Origin of the sequence: Nannocystis exedens, from assembly GCF_002343915.1 — a bacterium.
Classification (GTDB): Bacteria; Myxococcota_A; Polyangia; order Nannocystales; family Nannocystaceae; genus Nannocystis; species Nannocystis exedens.
On record NZ_NETK01000002.1, the window covers coordinates 722,442 to 738,620 of the forward strand.

General features: G+C 74.9%; 11 protein-coding genes and 1 tRNA gene. 8 read left to right on the forward strand and 4 right to left on the reverse strand.

Features of this window, described 5'->3' with window-relative positions:
* The first annotated feature begins 118 nt into the window (after positions 1–118).
* The 5 genes from NAEX_RS46795 to NAEX_RS46815 all read left to right on the forward strand — a co-directional run bounded on the left by NAEX_RS46795 (position 119) and on the right by NAEX_RS46815 (position 4,838).
* Positions 119–1,015 (forward strand): isoaspartyl peptidase/L-asparaginase, encoded by an 897-nt coding sequence (locus tag NAEX_RS46795; protein WP_096334414.1) that lies wholly within the window; start codon positions 119–121, stop codon positions 1,013–1,015.
* A 445-nt stretch (positions 1,016–1,460) separates the two neighbouring features.
* A complete protein-coding gene (locus NAEX_RS46800; RefSeq protein WP_143140147.1) occupies positions 1,461–2,858 on the forward strand; it encodes a hypothetical protein in 1,398 nt (465 codons plus the stop codon).
* 59 nt (positions 2,859–2,917) lie between these two features.
* Complete coding sequence (locus NAEX_RS46805) at positions 2,918–3,709, forward strand: DUF4097 family beta strand repeat-containing protein (protein WP_096334416.1); 792 nt, start codon at positions 2,918–2,920, stop codon at positions 3,707–3,709.
* A 360-nt stretch (positions 3,710–4,069) separates the two neighbouring features.
* A tRNA-Leu gene (locus tag NAEX_RS46810) sits at positions 4,070–4,154 on the forward strand.
* Positions 4,155–4,265: 111 nt separating this feature from the next.
* Positions 4,266–4,838 carry a YqgE/AlgH family protein gene (locus NAEX_RS46815; RefSeq protein WP_170136622.1) on the forward strand — a complete coding sequence of 191 codons (573 nt, stop codon included), beginning with the start codon at positions 4,266–4,268 and terminating at the stop codon, positions 4,836–4,838.
* Positions 4,839–5,201: 363 nt separating this feature from the next.
* On the opposite strand, the gene NAEX_RS46820 is transcribed toward NAEX_RS46815, so the two are convergent.
* The gene (locus tag NAEX_RS46820; RefSeq protein WP_143140146.1) at positions 5,202–6,827 is read right to left on the reverse strand and encodes a GDYXXLXY domain-containing protein; all 1,626 of its coding nucleotides are present in this window, start codon (positions 6,825–6,827) and stop codon (positions 5,202–5,204) included.
* The gene (locus NAEX_RS46825; protein WP_170136623.1) at positions 6,824–7,810 is read right to left on the reverse strand and encodes a DUF2157 domain-containing protein; all 987 of its coding nucleotides are present in this window, start codon (positions 7,808–7,810) and stop codon (positions 6,824–6,826) included. Before NAEX_RS46825 ends, NAEX_RS46820 begins: the two co-directional genes overlap by 4 nt.
* 856 nt (positions 7,811–8,666) lie before the next feature.
* Here NAEX_RS46825 and NAEX_RS46830 point away from each other — a divergent pair.
* Positions 8,667–10,226 carry a right-handed parallel beta-helix repeat-containing protein gene (locus NAEX_RS46830; RefSeq protein WP_096334420.1) on the forward strand — a complete coding sequence of 520 codons (1,560 nt, stop codon included), beginning with the start codon at positions 8,667–8,669 and terminating at the stop codon, positions 10,224–10,226.
* 64 nt (positions 10,227–10,290) lie between these two features.
* Here NAEX_RS46830 and NAEX_RS46835 read toward each other — a convergent pair whose 3' ends face one another.
* Both NAEX_RS46835 and NAEX_RS46840 read right to left on the reverse strand, forming a co-directional pair.
* Positions 10,291–10,689: a glycine cleavage system protein H gene (locus tag NAEX_RS46835; RefSeq protein ID WP_096334421.1), complete on the reverse strand. Its 399-nt coding sequence runs from the start codon at positions 10,687–10,689 to the stop codon at positions 10,291–10,293.
* Between the two features lie 75 nt (positions 10,690–10,764).
* Entirely contained in the window at positions 10,765–11,343 is a 579-nt protein-coding gene (locus NAEX_RS46840) for a TM7S3/TM198-like domain-containing protein (protein WP_096334422.1), read from the reverse strand.
* A gap of 271 nt (positions 11,344–11,614) precedes the next feature.
* On the opposite strand from NAEX_RS46840, the gene NAEX_RS46845 reads away from it, so the two are divergent.
* On the forward strand, positions 11,615–12,946 hold the full coding sequence (locus tag NAEX_RS46845) for an efflux RND transporter periplasmic adaptor subunit (RefSeq protein WP_096334423.1): 1,332 nt from the start codon (positions 11,615–11,617) through the stop codon (positions 12,944–12,946).
* Positions 12,947–12,969: 23 nt separating this feature from the next.
* A complete protein-coding gene (locus NAEX_RS46850) occupies positions 12,970–16,152 on the forward strand; it encodes an efflux RND transporter permease subunit (RefSeq protein ID WP_143140145.1) in 3,183 nt (1,060 codons plus the stop codon).
* Positions 16,153–16,179: the final 27 nt, after the last annotated feature.

A 16,179-nucleotide genomic window follows, 5' to 3' on the forward strand; every position in this document is an offset into this window, starting at 1 on the left:
CGAACGTGCCGCGGCCCCGCGGCGTCGATGTGCGCCGGGAGCGGCGCGGGAGACGACGGCCCGTGCCGCGGCCCCACGGCATCGACGCGCGCCGGGAGCGGCGCGGGAGGAGGACGCGGTGACGACACCGGTGATCGTGGTTCACGGCGGGGCGGGCACGGTGGCGGAGGACCTGCGTGGGTCGGCGGTGACCGGCACGCGCGCGGCCGCGGCGGCCGGCCAGGCCGTGCTGCTGGCGGGCGGCAGCGCCGAGGCGGCCGTGATCGCGGCCGTGCGGGTGCTCGAGGACGACCCGGGCTTCAACGCCGGCCGCGGCGCGTGCATGAACGCCGACGGGGTGTTCGAGGCCGACGCGGCGATCATGCGCTCGCGCGACCTGCGGTCGGGCGCGGTCGCCGGGGTCCGCGAGGTCCGCGACACCATCCTGCTGGCGGCGCTGGTGATGAACGAGACCCGCCACTGCCTGCTGGTGGGCGACAACGCGGCCCGCTTCGCCCGCGAGCGCGGGGTCGGCCACTTCGGCCGCGAGGAGGTGTGGACCGCCAAGGCCGAGGCCCACTTCGCGGCGGTGCGCGCCGGCCGGCGGCTCGACAACCGCGCCGACACGGTCGGCGCCGTGGCCCTCGACGCGCGCGGCGAGCTGAGCGCGGCCGGCTCGACCGGCGGCGTGCTCTACAAGTTGCCCGGTCGCGTCGGCGACACGCCGATGGTCGGCTCGGGCCTCTACGCCCACCCGGAGCTCGGCGCCTGCGCGACGACCGGGCTGGGCGAGGCGATCTTGACCCACGTGCTCGCCTATGCGGCGCTGCAGCGGGTCCACGGGGTTGCGGCCGACGCGGTGACGCCGCTGGCCGCGGGCCTCGTGCGCGAGGTGTCGTCGCGTTGGGACGGAGCCGCGGTCGGCCTGATCCTGCTCCGACCCGACGGCACCGCCGCGATCGTCCACGCCAGCGATCACATGAGCTGGGCGCTCGCGCGAGGCGACGCGCCCGCCACGGCCGGCCTGTCGGTCTGAGCCGCGGGACGACGCGCCCGTCACTGCGGTCGGGCCCGAGCCGCGGGCCGACGCGCCAGTCGCCACCCACCGCCGGTCTGTCGGTCCGAGCCGCGGGGCGACGCGCCCGTCAGCGTCGGGTCGTCCATCCGAACCCACGGAGCGACGCGCCCGTCACGGCTGTCGACCCTCGCCGCGCTCGTCGAGTGCGCCCGCGCGAGCTCGCAATCGTCGGCCCGCCCGTCCGGCTTCGGCGACCGGCCGAGCGTGCGGCCGAGCGCGGTTCGCCCGAGCCGAGGGATCGTCGGGCGTCGGCGCGGGCCGGCGGTCGGCCGCTGCGCAGGTCGGCGTCCCGGCCGGATTCATGGACCGGCGCCGGCGGGTCGCCGCGGAGCCGCGGGCTGCAGCCGGCGGGCGCCGATCTGGGCACTGGACGCCGGGGCAGGGGCGCGCCTATAACCGGCGAGTGCTCCGCTGCGCGCTGATCGTCGCTCTGGCCGCGCCGCCGGCCGCCGGTCCGAGCGCGCCCGGGGTCCCGTGGGGGCCGCTGCCGGGGCAGCCGGCGCCGCTCTCCGAGGGTGCGAAGGGACAGGTTCCCGCGGACATGTCGCCGGGGACAGGTGCCCTGGAGCAGGTCCGAACGGACAGCCCCGCCGCACCGGCGAGCGAGGCGCCCGCGCCCAGGCTCGAGCCGATGGGCCCGAGCGGGCCGGCGCCGGTGGTGGCGCCGCCGCCCGAGCCGGGCGAGGCCACGCTCGAGCTGTCGGGCGCGGGGCAGGGCGGGCAGGTGATCGTGACGTCGCCGCGTGGCAAGCTGCTCGGGTCGTACGCCGTCGGCCCGGGCCAGACGATCCTGCTGCGCGGGGCGCCGGGCGAGTACGTGGTCCGCAGCCCGGGCGCGCCGCACGGCCTGGTGGTGCCGGTGCTCGAGCGCACGCACGTGCAGGTCGGGCCGGCGGGGCTGGCAGTGGTGCGCGACGAGGGGCCGTCGCCGGGGCCGGTGGTGCGGATCGGTCGGACCGCGGCCGCGCGGGACGGCAACTGGCGCCGCCCGGTCGCGCCGATCCTGTCGGCGCTGGTGCCCGGCCTCGGCCAGATGGTCAACCGCGAGTACGCGCGCGGAGCCGGCTTCCTGCTCGGGGCCATGTCTCTCGGGGCAGGTGCGCTCGGGCTCGCGCTCACCCGCGACCCGTCCGACGCGGCCACCCCGGGCGCCCACGGCCGCACCTTCGCCGCCGACGTCGTCGGCGCGGCCGGCCTCGGGCTTTTGACCGGCGGCCTGCACCTCCTCTACATGGCGCAGGTGATGGACGCCTACGCCGGCGCGATCGGCAAGCGCACGCCGAAGCCGCACACCCGCCACAAGCTGTCGCTCGAGCTGCGACGCATGGCGACCGTCGGCATGCGCGCCGGCGATCCGGCGGCCCAACTCTACGCCGACTGGAACGTCGGCGTGCTCGGCCAGGTCGCCCCGCGCTTCAGCGTCGGCCTGACCGACCTCGGCCTCAAGTTCGGCCCGGGCCGCGCGGCGCTGCAGGGCGGGCCGCGGCTGCAGTACCGCGTGCTCGAGCGCGGGCGCGTGTGGCTGTCGCTGGCCGCCGGCGCGATCGTCCAGGGCGCGTTCGCCAGCGGGGCGCCGCCGGCCGTGCCCGAGGGCGAGGAGCCGCCGCGCACCGCGGTCGTCGCCGCCATCCCGTACGGGCAGCTCGACCTGCGGCTGTTCATCCTCGACCGCTGGTCGATCGACATCGTCCCGCGCGTCAGCGCCCCGCTCGGCGCCGCCCGCTACTACCGCGGTGACGGGGCGATCCCCAAGCACGCGGTCACGCTCGAGCTCGGCACCGGCCTGGGGGTGTACTTCTGATGCTGGCCTTTCAGACCTGGCGCCCGGGACAGTGGCCTTGGAAACATGTTCGAACGGCCATGTCGCTCGCGCTCGCGGCCGGCCTGGTCGGCTGCGTGTTCGGCTACCGCAGCGAGGCCGAGGTCGAGGCGACCTGGCCGCTCACCGAGGTCCAGGCGGTGCGGGTCGCCCTGCCGGACACGCCGCTGACGGTGGTCGGCGACCCGATGGCCGCCGGCCTCGAGCTGCGCGGCGCGTGGCGGGCGGCCGGCGGCAGCGAGAAGGTGGCCAAGGCCAACGCGCGCACGCCGCGGCTCGTCTTCGACGTGACCGGCGGGTTCGCCCGCCTGGGCGCGGTGGTGCCGCTGGCGGTCGACGACCAGGTCGACCTCGAGGTCGAGGAGATCCGGCTGCCGCCCACGCTCGACCTCGAGCTGCAGACCGGGCTCGGCGACGTCGACGTCGTCGGCGTCGCCGGCAACATCGGCGTCGACGTCGACATCGGCGACGTCGACATCGACGGCGGCGACGGCGGGGTCGCGGTGCGCACCGGCGACGGTCGCGTGCGCGTCGAGTCGGCCGGCAACATGGACCTGCGCACCCGCCACGGCACCGTCGAGGTGTGGCAGGCGGGCGCGGGCGGCAACGACGTGGTGGTCCGCGCCGGCGGCGACGTGCGGGTGTGGCTGCGCTCCGACGCCGACCTCGACCTCGACCTCAAGGGCGACCAGATCCGCGTCCAGACCGGCACGGTGTCGACGATCACCAGCGGCTCGTTCCGCCGCGCGGTCGGCGGCGGGCACGTGAAGATCTGGATCGACGCCGGCCCGGGCCAGGTCGAGGTCCGCCTCGGCGAGCCCGAGATGCCGTGAGGCGCTGCGGAGCGTCACCGCGGAGCGCCGCGCGAACGGCGGCGCGGCCCGACGAGCGCTGCGACTTCGGCGATGATCTCTCGGTCCCGCGGTCGGGACGCGCTGCTCCGGAGTCGACGTCGAAGCGCCGGGCTCCCGGGTCGAGCCCGCTGAGGGGAGCGGGGGCCGCCGCAGGTCGCCTCGCTGCGAGCGGCTCCGCGGCGCGTGACGAGCGTACAGACGTGCCGGCGGTCCCGGGACCCGCACGGACGGCCGCGGGCGGGGGGCGACGGCGGCGCAGGGTGATCCGTCTCCGGGCCGGGTGCGCCGCAGGCTTGCGAGCAGGCCGGCGCCCGTGCTAAACGCTTCGCCGCTCCTCGCGCCAGAGTGGCGAAATCGGTAGACGCGGCGGACTCAAAATCCGTTGAGGTAGCCCCTCGTGTCGGTTCGAGTCCGACCTCTGGCACTCTCGCGGGCTTCGTGCCAAAACGATCCCGTGCCCATCGACGTCGTGCGATCGCCGGCTGAACGGTCTCCCGCTGGGGTTGCCGGTCTCTCGCGCCATTTGCTGTGCGCGGTGCCGCAGCTCGTCGATCCCAACTTCGTGCGCTCGGTGGTCCTCATCATCGATCACTCGGAGCGCGGCGCGTTCGGGCTGGTCATCAACCACCGCCTGCCCACCACGATCGCCGAGTTCGCCGACGCGGTGACCCTGCGCTGGGAGGGGCCCGCCGATCAGGGGTTGCGCCTCGGCGGGCCGGTCGAGCCGGTGCGCGCGTTCCTCCTCCACGACCAGTCGCAGTGGGACCCGCTCGCCGAGGACGTCGCGCCCGGAGCGTTCCTCACCGCCTCGCTCGAGGGCGTGCGCCGCGTCAGCGACAACCGCTTCGGCGGGGCCGGCCGCAACTACCTGGTGTTCCTCGGCTACGCCGGCTGGGGTCCGGGCCAGCTCGAGTCGGAGATGGCCCAGGGCAGCTGGCTGGCGGTGCCCCTGCGCGAGCCCGCCAGCGACGCCCCCGGGGTCCCGGTGCCGTGGCTGTTCCACACCGCGCCCGAGATGATGTGGCACGACGCGCTGGCGACCGTCGGCATCGACCCGGCGCGGCTGATCGGCGCGAGCGTCGGCTCGGGCCGCGCGCCGCAGGCGTGAGGGCGTGCCCCGCCCGGGGTGCTGTGTGGCAGCGCTCGCTGCGCGAGGACGTCTCGAGCCGCGGGGGCCGCGGCTCTTCTCAAGTAGAGGGCATGTCGAAACACGCATGTCGTCGAGGTCATGTTGCTTCGGACATGCTCGTTCGAACATGTCCTTCACGTCGGACGCCCGGCCGGCCGCCCACGAGGGAGCGAGCCCAGGCTGTTCGTCGAGGTCGGCGAGCGCCCCGCCACGCCGCGCACGATCGAGTCCGGCGCACGCAGAGCGGTCAGGAAGGCCTCGAGTCGGGCGAGCGCATCCGCGAGCGAGCAAGGAGGCGGGGCGCCAGGCTGACGCGCAGAGCCGGTGGGACCGCCCCGCTGCTCAGCGGTCGTGCAGGCGGGTGCCGAGCGGGCGGCGGGCCTCGTCGCGCAGGCCGATGAGCACGCTGTCGCCGGCCTCGGCGACGGCGAGCTCGCCGTACCGGGCCGCCTCGAGCGTGCGGCCCTCGCCCTCGGGGAACAGGAACGTCTCGGCGCCGAGGCTCACCTCGCGGCCGCGCTTGGCATAGCGCAGGCGCAGCTCGCCGGGCGCGAGCGGGCGGCCGTCGTCGACGCGGACGAACCGGGCCACGTCGTCGACGTCGCGGGTGACGATCAGCGCCCCGCGCGGGGCCAAGCGCTCGACGTCGGGCAGCTCGGACACCAACGCGTAGCGCAGCTCCATGTAGTCGCCCTGCATCAGCGAGCGCGGGTCGACCGGCGCGAGCCGCAGCAGCACCGTCTCGCCGGACGACAGCACTCGCTCCTTCTGGACCACGACGTAGCCGGGGATCGCCAGGCCCAGCGCGAGCGCCAGCGACAGCCAGCGCAGGTCGGCGATCCGCGCCGCCAGCGGGCGCGCCTGGGCCTTGCGCGGGCGAGCGGCTTTGCGGCGCAGCAGCCCGGCCAGCAGCAGGAACAGCGCGCCGTGGCTGACCGCCACGATCGACTTGCTGAGCAGCGTCGAGCCGTGCTCGTAGTACCAGAAGAACAGGAAGCTGCCGACGGCGGTCAGGCCGAGCAGGCGCAGGTTCAGGCTGGCGCGCAGCTGGCCGAGGATCAGCAGCGTCAGCCCGGCGCTGAGACCCGGGGTGTCGAGCCCGAGCAGGGCGGTCAGCCCGATCCCGGCGTAGGCCGCTCGCTGGGCCCCGCCGCGCAGCTCCGGCCGCTCGCGCCCCGCCTGTACGATCAGCCAGGTCGACAGCGCCGCCCAGCCGGCCGACAGCAGCACGGCGTCGGCCGCCCAGGTCCCGAGGAACATCGGCAGCCCGCCCGGGTCGCCGCCCTCCCGGCGGCTGCCGGCCCCGATCGTGATCGGCGCCCACACGGCCAGCGGCAGCGCGTAGGCCAGCGGCTGCCACAGCCGGCCGAGCCGGGCCGCCAGCGGCGCCTGCAGCACCCACAAGCCGCAAATACATGTCCCGAGGAACAGGGCTAAAAGACCATGTCCGAACGGGCCGACGTGCAGCTCGGCCGCCAGCACCAGCAGCGCCCCGGCCCCGACCAGGACCGAGACCACGCCGATGGCGAGGTCGCGGACCAGCCACACCGTGATCGCCTGGACGACGAGCGCCGCCACGCACAGGCTCTCGTCGTCGCCGATGACCTCGCCGAGGCTGGCGAGGATCAGGACCTGCCCGCCGATGGTGGCGATCCAGCGCAGCTGCAGCTCGAGCAGGGTGGCCGGGCCGCGCGCGAGCACGGCCGCCAGGCCGAGGCCCGCCGCGCCGAACGCGAGCCCGACCGGCACGACCGCCGTGATCTCCATCTGCACGAGGAAGATCGCCAGCAGCAGCGCCCCGAGCCACACCGACACCGAGGCGCCGGCCTGCTGCAGCCGCAGGCCCTCGCCGGTGAGCCCGGCGAGCGCGTCGCGGGTCCGCTGGCCGAGCGGGGTGGCCTCGTCGAGCGCGTCGCGGTCGACCAGGCCCTCGCGGGCGAGCTGCTCGAGCAACCTTCGGGTGCTCACGACACGTCCTCCTCGCGCGGCCGGCGGGCCCGGAACCACTCGCCGCCGACGTAACCCTGCACGCTGAGGAGCAGGCCCATGATCAGCAGCCCGCCGATCTCGGCGTCGAGCACGTCGAACACCAGCTTGCCCTCGGCGACCGTGAGCAGGCCGAACAGGTGGGCCACCGCGAGCCGCTCGAGGCCGAAGTCGTCGAGCCGACGCCCAAGCTGCAGCAGCACCGCCGGCAGCGCCAGCGCCAGCAGCAGGGCGATGACCTGTCCGAAAGGCCAGCCATCGATCGAGATCGCCACGGCCCCGTGGGCGAAGGTGATGCACCAGCCGAGCGTCAGCGCGACCAGGCCGATCGCGTCGCTCGGGCCGCGATGCACGCGGCGGTGCAGTGCCAGCGCGGACAGGGCGGCGGCGCCGGCCAGGCTGCCCCAAAGACCTGGTGTGTCGAACGGGTGGCTGCCGAGGGCCTGACCGATCCACAGGTAGATCGTGATCACCGCCAGCAACAGCGCCGTGATCCACGCGCCGACGAACCGGGTCGCCAGCGCGTAGCCGGCCAGCACCACTGCCCAGGCGAGGAACAGCTCGAACGCGTCGGCGCCGGTCTGGTAGACCTGGCCGACCAGGGCCAGGAGCGGCCCGAACAGCAGCCCCCCGGCCAGCCCCGCGGCGCGCCCGCTGAGCTTGTCGAGGCCGATCCAGCCGCCCGCGAGGGTGGCGGCGGCCATCGCTGCGGCGGCCAGGCCGATCCTGGCGTGCGGGGTGAACACGTCCCAGTTGGCGGCGACGAAGAAGATCGCCCCGGCGACCGCGAGCACGGTGCCGAGGATGATCAGGTGGAAGCGCGCGAAGCGGTACCAGGCGTCGACCGTGGGCGTGCCGCCGACGAGCTCGCGCGCGCGCTCGAAGGCCGCGGGGTCGAGCACGCCGGCCGACGCGAGCGCATGCAGGCGGACGGCGATCGGCGGGCCGGCGAGCGGGTCGGACACGCTGGCGACACTAGCACGCCGATCCGGGGGCCGCGACGGCCGCCGCGGTGGGATCGTGGGCCGGCGGGCACGGCCGACGACGTCGTCACACAGGACCGCGATCGGCCGCGAGAGCGGGGAATAAGTCGGCGGCTGTGGAGTCGCGCGAGCGCTCGTCGCCATGACCTGGCGCAAGAGACATCCTTTCGGCGAGCGCGGCGGGTTGGGTCGGTCGTCGCGGCACCGAACGCGCCGCCGGGTTCGCAGGCAGAGACCGCTCGTGCCGGGCGCAGCGCGGCGGCGCGCGGGCCTGTGCCCCGGGCGAGGGTCATCACAGCGACATGTCGCAAGAGACATGTCATTCCCGACCAGCGGCGCAGGGGAGTGCGCAGGGGTGCGGACCACCGCGCTGGCGACGTGTCCCGAGGGGCATGTCATTCTCGACCTGAGGCGCGCAGCGGAGTGGGGGGCCCGAACCCCCGCGGCCGGCGACGTGTCCCAAGGGACAGGCCTCTCAACCAGCGGCGGGGTGACCCAGCCCCCGCCGCTGCGCCCGGCTGGCGACGCGTCGCAAGAGACCGGCCACGCCCGCGAAGCGGCGTGCGCGGGCCACCACCCGCGGCCGGCGATATGTCGCAAGGGACAGGCCACTGCCGGCCGGCAGCGCGCAGCCGCGGGCGCGGGGCTGCGTCCGCACGGCGGGCGCCGACGCGCGACCCCGCGCCGCCGCAGGTCTCCACGGTCAGGTCACCGCCGCCCGAGACCCCGGCCGCGGTGCTCCGCCCGCGACGATGGTGGTCTGGCGCCCACGCGGGCGAGCGCAGGGCGGCGCGTCGCCACGCATGTCTCGGCCGGCGGGCTCGGGTATCGTGTCCACATGCGATCTGCGAAGACGGCGACCTTGCTGACCGCGCTGGCGCTCGCCGGCTGCGGCGGCGAGCAGGGCGACACCCTCGACACCGACACCACGACGAGCACGGCCGGCACGACCACCGCGACCGCGAGCGACGGCACGACCTCGACCGCCGCCGATCCGACCGAGGCCCCGACGACGACGACGACCTCGACCACCTCGACCACCACGACGGCGACGAGCACCGACCCCGTCACGACCGACGCCGTGACCACCGACGCGCCCGACACCGGTCCGGATCCCATGCCGGCCTGCGGCGATCCGAGCCACTTCGCCACGTCCAAGGAGCCGACCACGCTGATCTACGTGGCGGCGAGCGGCGCCGACGGGCCCGACTGCGGCGCCCGTGCCACCCCGTGCCAGACCGTCGAGGCGGCGGCGGCGAAGGCGACCCCCGGCACCGGCATCCGTCTGCTCGGCGAGACCTTCGGCCCCGACATCTTCCTCAGCGACCTCGCGGGCACCGCCGACGCCCCGATCTGGCTCGGCGGCGAGTTCGGCTCGCCCGCGACCATCGCGGGCGGCGGCGAGGCCCTGCACCTGTCCCGCGTCCGCCACCTGGTCATCCATGACCTCGAGATCACGGGCGCGACCGCCAACGGCATCAACGTCGACGACGGCGGCGCCGTCGACGATCCGGAGGCGACTCGCTTCGTCGCGTTCGAGCGCCTCCACATCCACGACATCGGCGAGGGCGGCAACCAGGACTGCCTCAAGCTCTCGGGGATCAACGACTTCTGGATCCTCGACAGTCAGTTCGAGCGCTGCAGCGACGGCGGCAGCGCCGTCGATCACGTCGGCTGCCACCGCGGGCTCATCGTCGCCAACTTCTTCGGCGAAAACGGCGGCAACGCGATCCAGGCCAAGGGCGGCAGCGAGGACATCGAGATCCGCGGCAACACCATGATCGACTGCGGGCAGCGGGCCGTGAACATGGGCGGGTCGACCGGCTTCGAGTTCTTCCGCCCGCCGCTGACGATGAACGGCGACAACGCCGAGGCGCGCAACATCCGCGTGGTCTCGAACGTGATCGAGGGCGGGGAGACGCCGCTGGCGTTCGTCGGCTGCGTCGACTGCCTGGCGGCCAACAACACGATCATCCGCCCGCAGCAGTGGCTGCTGCGGATCCTGCAAGAGACGGTGTCCGACCCGCAGTTCACGTTCGCGCCGGCGAGCAACGGGCGGTTCATCAACAACCTGGTGGTGTTCGACCGCGCGGCGATCTCGACCTACGTCAACATCGGCGGCAATACGGCCCCGGAGACGTTCACCTTCACGACCAACCTCTGGTACGCCGCCGACGCGCCCGACCAGTCGAGCCCCGCCGGCGACCTGCCGGTCGTCGAGACCGGGGCGATCGCCGGCGAGGACCCGCTGCTCGTCGATCTCGCCGCCGACTTCCGCCTCACCCCCGCCAGCCCCGCGGTGGGCTCGGGCACGCCGCTGCCCGAAGTCGCGGCCGACCGCGACTACCGCTGCTGGAAGGACCCGCCGAGCCGCGGCGCCTACGAGCTGGTCCCGTGACGCCCGGGCGCCGGCATCGACCTGCCCCGAAGGCCAGGTCGAGCGACCTGCCCCTCCGGACCGGTCACACGCACGACGCCGCGGTCTTCAGCAGCTCGCTGTAGGCCTCGGCGTCGAGCAGGGTGGTGAACTCGCTGAGGTCGGGCGGACGCACGGCGATCATCCAGCCCTCGCCGTAGCAATCGTCGTTGATGGTCGAGGGCGCGAGGTCGAGGCCCTCGTGGACGCGGACCACCGCGCCGGACAGCGGCGTGAACAGCTCGATCTCCGCCTTGGCGCTCTCGAGCACCGCGAAGCACTGGCCGAGCGCGAGCTCGTCGCCGGGCTGGACGCGGAGGACGAAGTCGGTGATCTCGCCGAGCTGGTCGAGCGCGCGAGCGCTGATCCCGACGAGCACGCTGTCGCCGTCGAGTTCGGCCCAGACGTGGTTGCGCGCGTAGCGACGAGCGTGGACGGGGGGCATCGGGACCGCGTTATCCCACGCGACGCTTGCGCCAGCAACGGCCGGCGGCGGCCGGACGAACCCCGCCTGGAGCGGTCAGTGACGCGCGGTCGTGGCGAGCTGCACGGCGATCCCGAGCAGGGCCAGCGCGGCCCACGCGACGACCTCGGGGACCGCGTCGGGCAGGGCCCCCGTCCAGGGCAGCGCGGTGAGGTCGGTCAGCCAGCGGACGGGGCTCTCGGCCATCACCTCGGCGCTGCGCACCACCAGGGCCGCGCCGGTGATCGCGGTGGCGACGATCAGGACCACCCGCGACACGACCACGCTGGCGCTGCCGGCCACGCACGCCAGGAGCAGCTGGACCTGCCACGAGACCCCGCCGACCACCGGCGCGACGGCCCAGGTCAGCAGCAACGCCGCGACCGCGCCGATCACGAACACGCCGATCCGGAAGTAGGCCAGCACCGCCCCCAGGCCGAGCAGGCCGGCGCCGACCTGCATCAGGCTGGCCGTGAGGACCTGTCCCGGAAACCAGATCTCGGCCATCGCGGCTCCGGCGCCGACGCCGAACACCAGGCCGTAGATGCCGAGCACCAGCGGGAACAACTTGTAACCGGCGATGCAGTGCACGAGCCCCACGAGGAGCGCGACGACGGGGGGCAGACCGAGCGGCACGCGCGGACCCTAGCGACCGCGGCCGCACAGGGCAAAATAACGGCCGGCCGCGGCGGGGTCGCACGATCTTCGCCTGCGGTCCTCCCGGAGGTCGGCGAGCCCATCCGCGTGGACGCCACGGTCCGTCGCGATCCGGTCGTCCCCCCGACGACCGCCACGCCGGGCTCGCACGGGCACCGGTCAGGATGTTTCACCGTTCGCTGCGAGGACGGACACATGAGGGGTTTACCCTCGTCGCGCGCGGACGTGGTATGGCTGGGACGAAAGCGCCATGCGCTCCGTCCTCCTGATCGCACTCCTGGCCACGAGCCCGCTCGCCTGCGGCGGCGAGGCGGGGGCCGGCGGTCCCGGGGGCCCGGGCGGCCCCGGCGGCGGCAAGGGTCGGCGCGGCGGCGAGGCCGAGGCGCTCGCGGTGGCCGTGACCACGCTGACGCCGGCGACGATCGAGCGCCACTACCGCGGCGCCGGCACCCTGCGGGCGTTGCGAGCCGCCGATCTGGTCGCGCTGCAGCCCGGCGTGGTGCTCGAGCTCCGGGCCGAGGAGGGCGACAGCGTCGCCGAGGGCCAGCTGCTGGCCCGCCTCGACGGCCGCGCCTATCAACTCCAGGCCGCGCGCGACCGGCTCAGCGCCCAGAACGCGGCCAAGGAACTGCAGCGGCTCGAGCAGCTGAGCGGCCTGTTGTCGCGCGAGGAGCTCGACAAGCAGCGCTACGCCGCCGAGTCGGCGCTGGCCAGCGCCCAGGTGTCGCGCCACCAGGCCTCGCAGACGACCGTATCGGCCCCGTTCGCCGGCACCATCACCCGCCGCCACATCGACGTCGGCAACCTCGCCACCACCTCCAAGTCGCTGTTCACGATCGCCGACCTCAGCGCCCTCGACCTCGAGCTGCACGTGCCCGAGCGCGAGGCGAGCACCGTCCAGGCCGGGGCGCCGGCCGTCGTCGAGCTGCAGGACGGCAGCACCTTCGAGGCCCGGGTCGAGCGCCGCGCGCCGGTCGTCGACCCGCTGACCGGCACCGTGAAGTTCGTCGTCCGCGCCCGCAACTTCCCCGCCGGCGCCGTGCCCGGGGCGTTCGCGCGCGCGACCCTGCGGGTGGCCGTGCGCGAGTCGGCCCCGAGCGTGCCGCGCCGCGCGATCGTCGAGGTCGAGGGCAAGCCGCACGTGTACGTGGTCGAGGACGGGCGGGCCCGCCGGCGCCCGGTCGAGCTCGGGCTGGTCGGCGAGGAGCGGGCGGAGATCCTCGGCGGCGTGGCCGAGGGCGCGCAGATCGTCATGGACGCCGGCACCGGCATCGCCGAGGGCATGCCGGTGCGCGCGGTCGCCGAGGGCGAGGGCAAGGGCAAGGGCAAGGCCGGGGGCCAGGGGGCGCAGGCCGGAGCCGAGGGCGCGGCGAGCCAGCCGGCCGCGGCGCAAGCCGGCGATGCGGCCCAGGCCGGCGCCGGCGCGGGTTCGCCCGACGTGTCCGCGGGAGCAGGTCCCAAGGGCCAGGTCCCGGAAGCCAGGTCCGAAGCAGCAGGTTCGAAAGGTCAGGTCCCGGAGGCCAGGGCGCAACAGACAGGTCCGAAGGGGCAGGCGGCCGCAGCGGCGCCAGGGGGCCGGTGACGGGCGAGGCGCGGCCGCGCGGCATGGTCGCCGGCGCGGTCGGGCGGCCGGTCACGACCACGATGGTGCTGGTCGCGCTGGTCGTGTTCGGCCTGGTGGCGCTGACGCGGCTGCCGCTGGCGCTGCTGCCGGACCTCAGCTACCCGAGCGTCACCGTCCGCACCGAGATGCCGGACGCGGCCCCGCAGGAGGTCGAGGAGCTGCTGACGCGGCCGGTCGAGGAGCTGGTCAGCGCGGTGCCCGGGGTGGTGCAGGTCGAGTCGGTCTCGCGCGAGGGCATCAGCGAGGTCGTGCTCGACTTCGGCTGGGGCACCGACATGGACCGCGGGCTCGACGACGTGCGCGAGAAGCTCGACCGCGTGGTCCTGCCGACCGGGGTGCAGCGGCCGGTGGTGCTGCGCTACGACCCGGCGCAGGAGCCGATCCTGCGCCTGGCGCTGGTCTCGAAGGACAACATGCGCCCGGCCGAGCTGTGGGAGCTGGCCGACCGCCGGGTCAAGCGCGCGCTCGAGAAGATCCCCGGCGTCGCGGCGGTGCAGATCCACGGCGGCGACAAGGAGGAGATCCGCGTCGAGATGGATCCGCAGCGGCTCGCGGCCCTGCGCGTGACCGCCGACGAGGTCGCGCAGGCGATCCGCCGCGACAACGTCAACCGCCCCGGCGGCGCCCTGACCGAGCAGAAGAGCCGCTACCTGCTGCGCACCGTCCACGAGGCCCGCGCCCCGGCCGAGCTCGAGGAGGTCGTGGTCCGCAGCCGCGACGGCGCCGAGCTGCGCCTGCGCGACGTCGCCGACGTCGCCCGCGTGCCGGTCGAGCGCGAGGAGCTGGCGCTGGTGGCAGGGCGCGAGGCGGTCGAGCTGGCGGTCTACCGCGAGGGCGACGCCAACACGGTGGCGGTGTCGCGGGCGGTCCAGACGGCGCTGCCCGACCTGCACCTCGGGACGGGTCAGAGCGTGCTCGTGCTCAGCGACCAGGCCGCCTTCATCGAGTCGGCGATCGCCGAGGTCCAGAGCAACACCCTGCTCGGCGGCGCCCTGGCGGTGCTGGTCCTGCTGTTCTTCCTGCGCGACCTGCGGGCCACCCTGGTCATCGCCGCCGCCATCCCGATCTCGCTGCTCGTCACCTTCGTGCCGCTGCAGCTGCTCGGCGTCAGCCTCAACCTGATGAGCCTCGGCGGCCTGGCGCTCGGCGTCGGCATGCTGGTCGACAACAGCATCGTCGTGCTCGAGTCGATCGCCCGCGTGCGCGAGCGCGACCGGCGCGGCGCCGCGGCGACCACCGCGGTCCGCGGCGCCACCGAGGTCGCGGCCTCGGTGATCGCGTCGACGCTGACGACGGTGGCGGTGTTCCTGCCGATGGCCTTCGTCGAGGGCGTCGCCGGCCGCCTGATCCGCGACCTGGCGTACACGGTGTCGCTCAGCATCGTCTCGTCGATGTTCGTCAGCCTGACCCTGGTGCCGGTGCTGCAGAGCCTGGGCGGCGGCGGGGCAGGGGACGACGCCGACGAGCCGGCGCCGCGCTCGCTGCTGGCCTGGCTGCTGGCCCCGTTCGCGCTGGTGTTCCGCGGCCTGCGCCTTGCGACATGGGCGATCGGACATGTCCTCCGGGTCCTCACGGCGCCGCTGACCGCCGCCTACGCCGCGCTCGAGCGCGCCTACCCGCTGGCGCTCAAGGCCGCGCTGCGCTGGCGCTTCACGGTCGTGGCGCTGGCGGTGGCGCTGTGCGTGCTGGCGTTCCAGCAGCTGCAGGGCCTCGGCCGCACGCTGCTGCCGGAGATCCAGCAGGGCGAGTTCTTCGTCCAGATCTCGCTGCCGCAGGGCAGCTCGCTGGAGCGCACGGCCGACGTCGCCCGCCGGGTCGCCGCCGCGGTCGAGCACGACGAGGCGGTCGCCCAGGTGTTCGCCCGCGTCGGCAGCATGACCGCCGGCGACAGCGCCACCGGCACCGTCGCCGGCACCCACCTGGCCCAGGTCAACGTCCGCCTGCACCCGGGCCTGCCGGCGCCGGAGGAGGCCGCGCTCGAGGAGGCGCTGATGCTGGCCATGGCCGGCGCCGCGGCCGACCCCGAGGCCACGCTGCGGCTCGGCCGCCCGGCGCTGTTCTCGTTCGATGCCCCGATCGAGGTCCGGATCTTCAGCGAGGAGCCCGAGCGCGCGATCGCCCACGCGGTCGCGCTGCTGCCCGAGCTGCGCGCGATCCCGGGCCTCGCCGACGTCGCCCCCGACGACCTCGCCGGCCGCCCCGAGGTCCGCGTCGACTTCGACCGCGAGCGCCTCAGCCGCCTCGGCCTCGGCGTCGACGCGGCGGCGCTCGCCGTGCAGCGCGCGGTCCAGGGCGAGATCGCGACCAAGATGCACGCGGCCGACCGCCAGCTCGACGTCCGCGTCCAGCTGCCGCAGGTCGACCGCACCCGCGCGGCCGACGTCGGCAAGATCGCCGTGGCCGTGATCGGCGACGTCCCGGTCACCGTGGCCGCCGTCGCCGACCTGGTCGAAGGGACAGGCCCTGCCGAGATCCGCCACCTCGACGGGCGCCGGGGCCTGCGGATCCGCGCCCGCCTCACCGGCGAGGACCTCGCCACCGTGGCCGCCCGCGTCGAGGACGTCCTCGCCGAGCACGACCCCGGCGACGGCCGCGTCCAGGCCGAGCTCGGCGGCCAGGCCGAGTCGCTGGGCGGGTCGATGAAAAGCATGATGTTTGCGGCACTTATCGCCGTATTCCTCATCTATGTGGTGATGGCCTCGAGCTTCGAGAGCCTGCACCACCCGCTGCTGATCATGGGCACCGTCCCGCTCGCCGTGGTCGGGGTCGCGTGGGCCTGCGTGCTGACCGGCACCCCGATCTCGGCGATGGTCGGGATGGGGGCGATCATCCTCGGCGGCATCGTCGTGAACAACGCGATCGTCCTGGTCAACACCGTCAACTACCGCCGCGGCCAGGGCATGGAGGTCGGCCCGGCGCTGCTCGAGGCCGGCCGACTGCGGCTGCGGCCGATCGTCATGACCACGGCGACGACCGTGCTCGGCCTGTTGCCGATGGCGGCCGGCGTCGGCGACGGCGCGGCGCTGCGCCAGCCGCTCGCGGTCACCGTCATCGGCGGCCTGACCGCGGCGACCCTGCTGACCCTGGTCGTGATCCCGTGCCTGTACAGCCTGCTGCCGGGCAAGCGCCAGGACGCCTGGGCCGACATGGCGGGGGAGGACTGACGTGGGCGCGGACCGGCAGCCTGGCAC

What these genes read in the sequence shown, in the direction of transcription:
- NAEX_RS46850 (WP_143140145.1), top strand. Translation starts at nt 12,970, where the DNA reads ATGGTCGCCGGCGCGGTCGGGCGGCCGGTCACGACCACGATGGTGCTG.
- NAEX_RS46830 (WP_096334420.1), top strand. Translation starts at nt 8,667, where the DNA reads ATGCGATCTGCGAAGACGGCGACCTTGCTGACCGCGCTGGCGCTCGCC.
- NAEX_RS46835 (WP_096334421.1), bottom strand. Translation starts at nt 10,689, where the DNA reads ATGCCCCCCGTCCACGCTCGTCGCTACGCGCGCAACCACGTCTGGGCC.
- NAEX_RS46805 (WP_096334416.1), top strand. Translation starts at nt 2,918, where the DNA reads ATGTCGCTCGCGCTCGCGGCCGGCCTGGTCGGCTGCGTGTTCGGCTAC.
- NAEX_RS46845 (WP_096334423.1), top strand. Translation starts at nt 11,615, where the DNA reads ATGCGCTCCGTCCTCCTGATCGCACTCCTGGCCACGAGCCCGCTCGCC.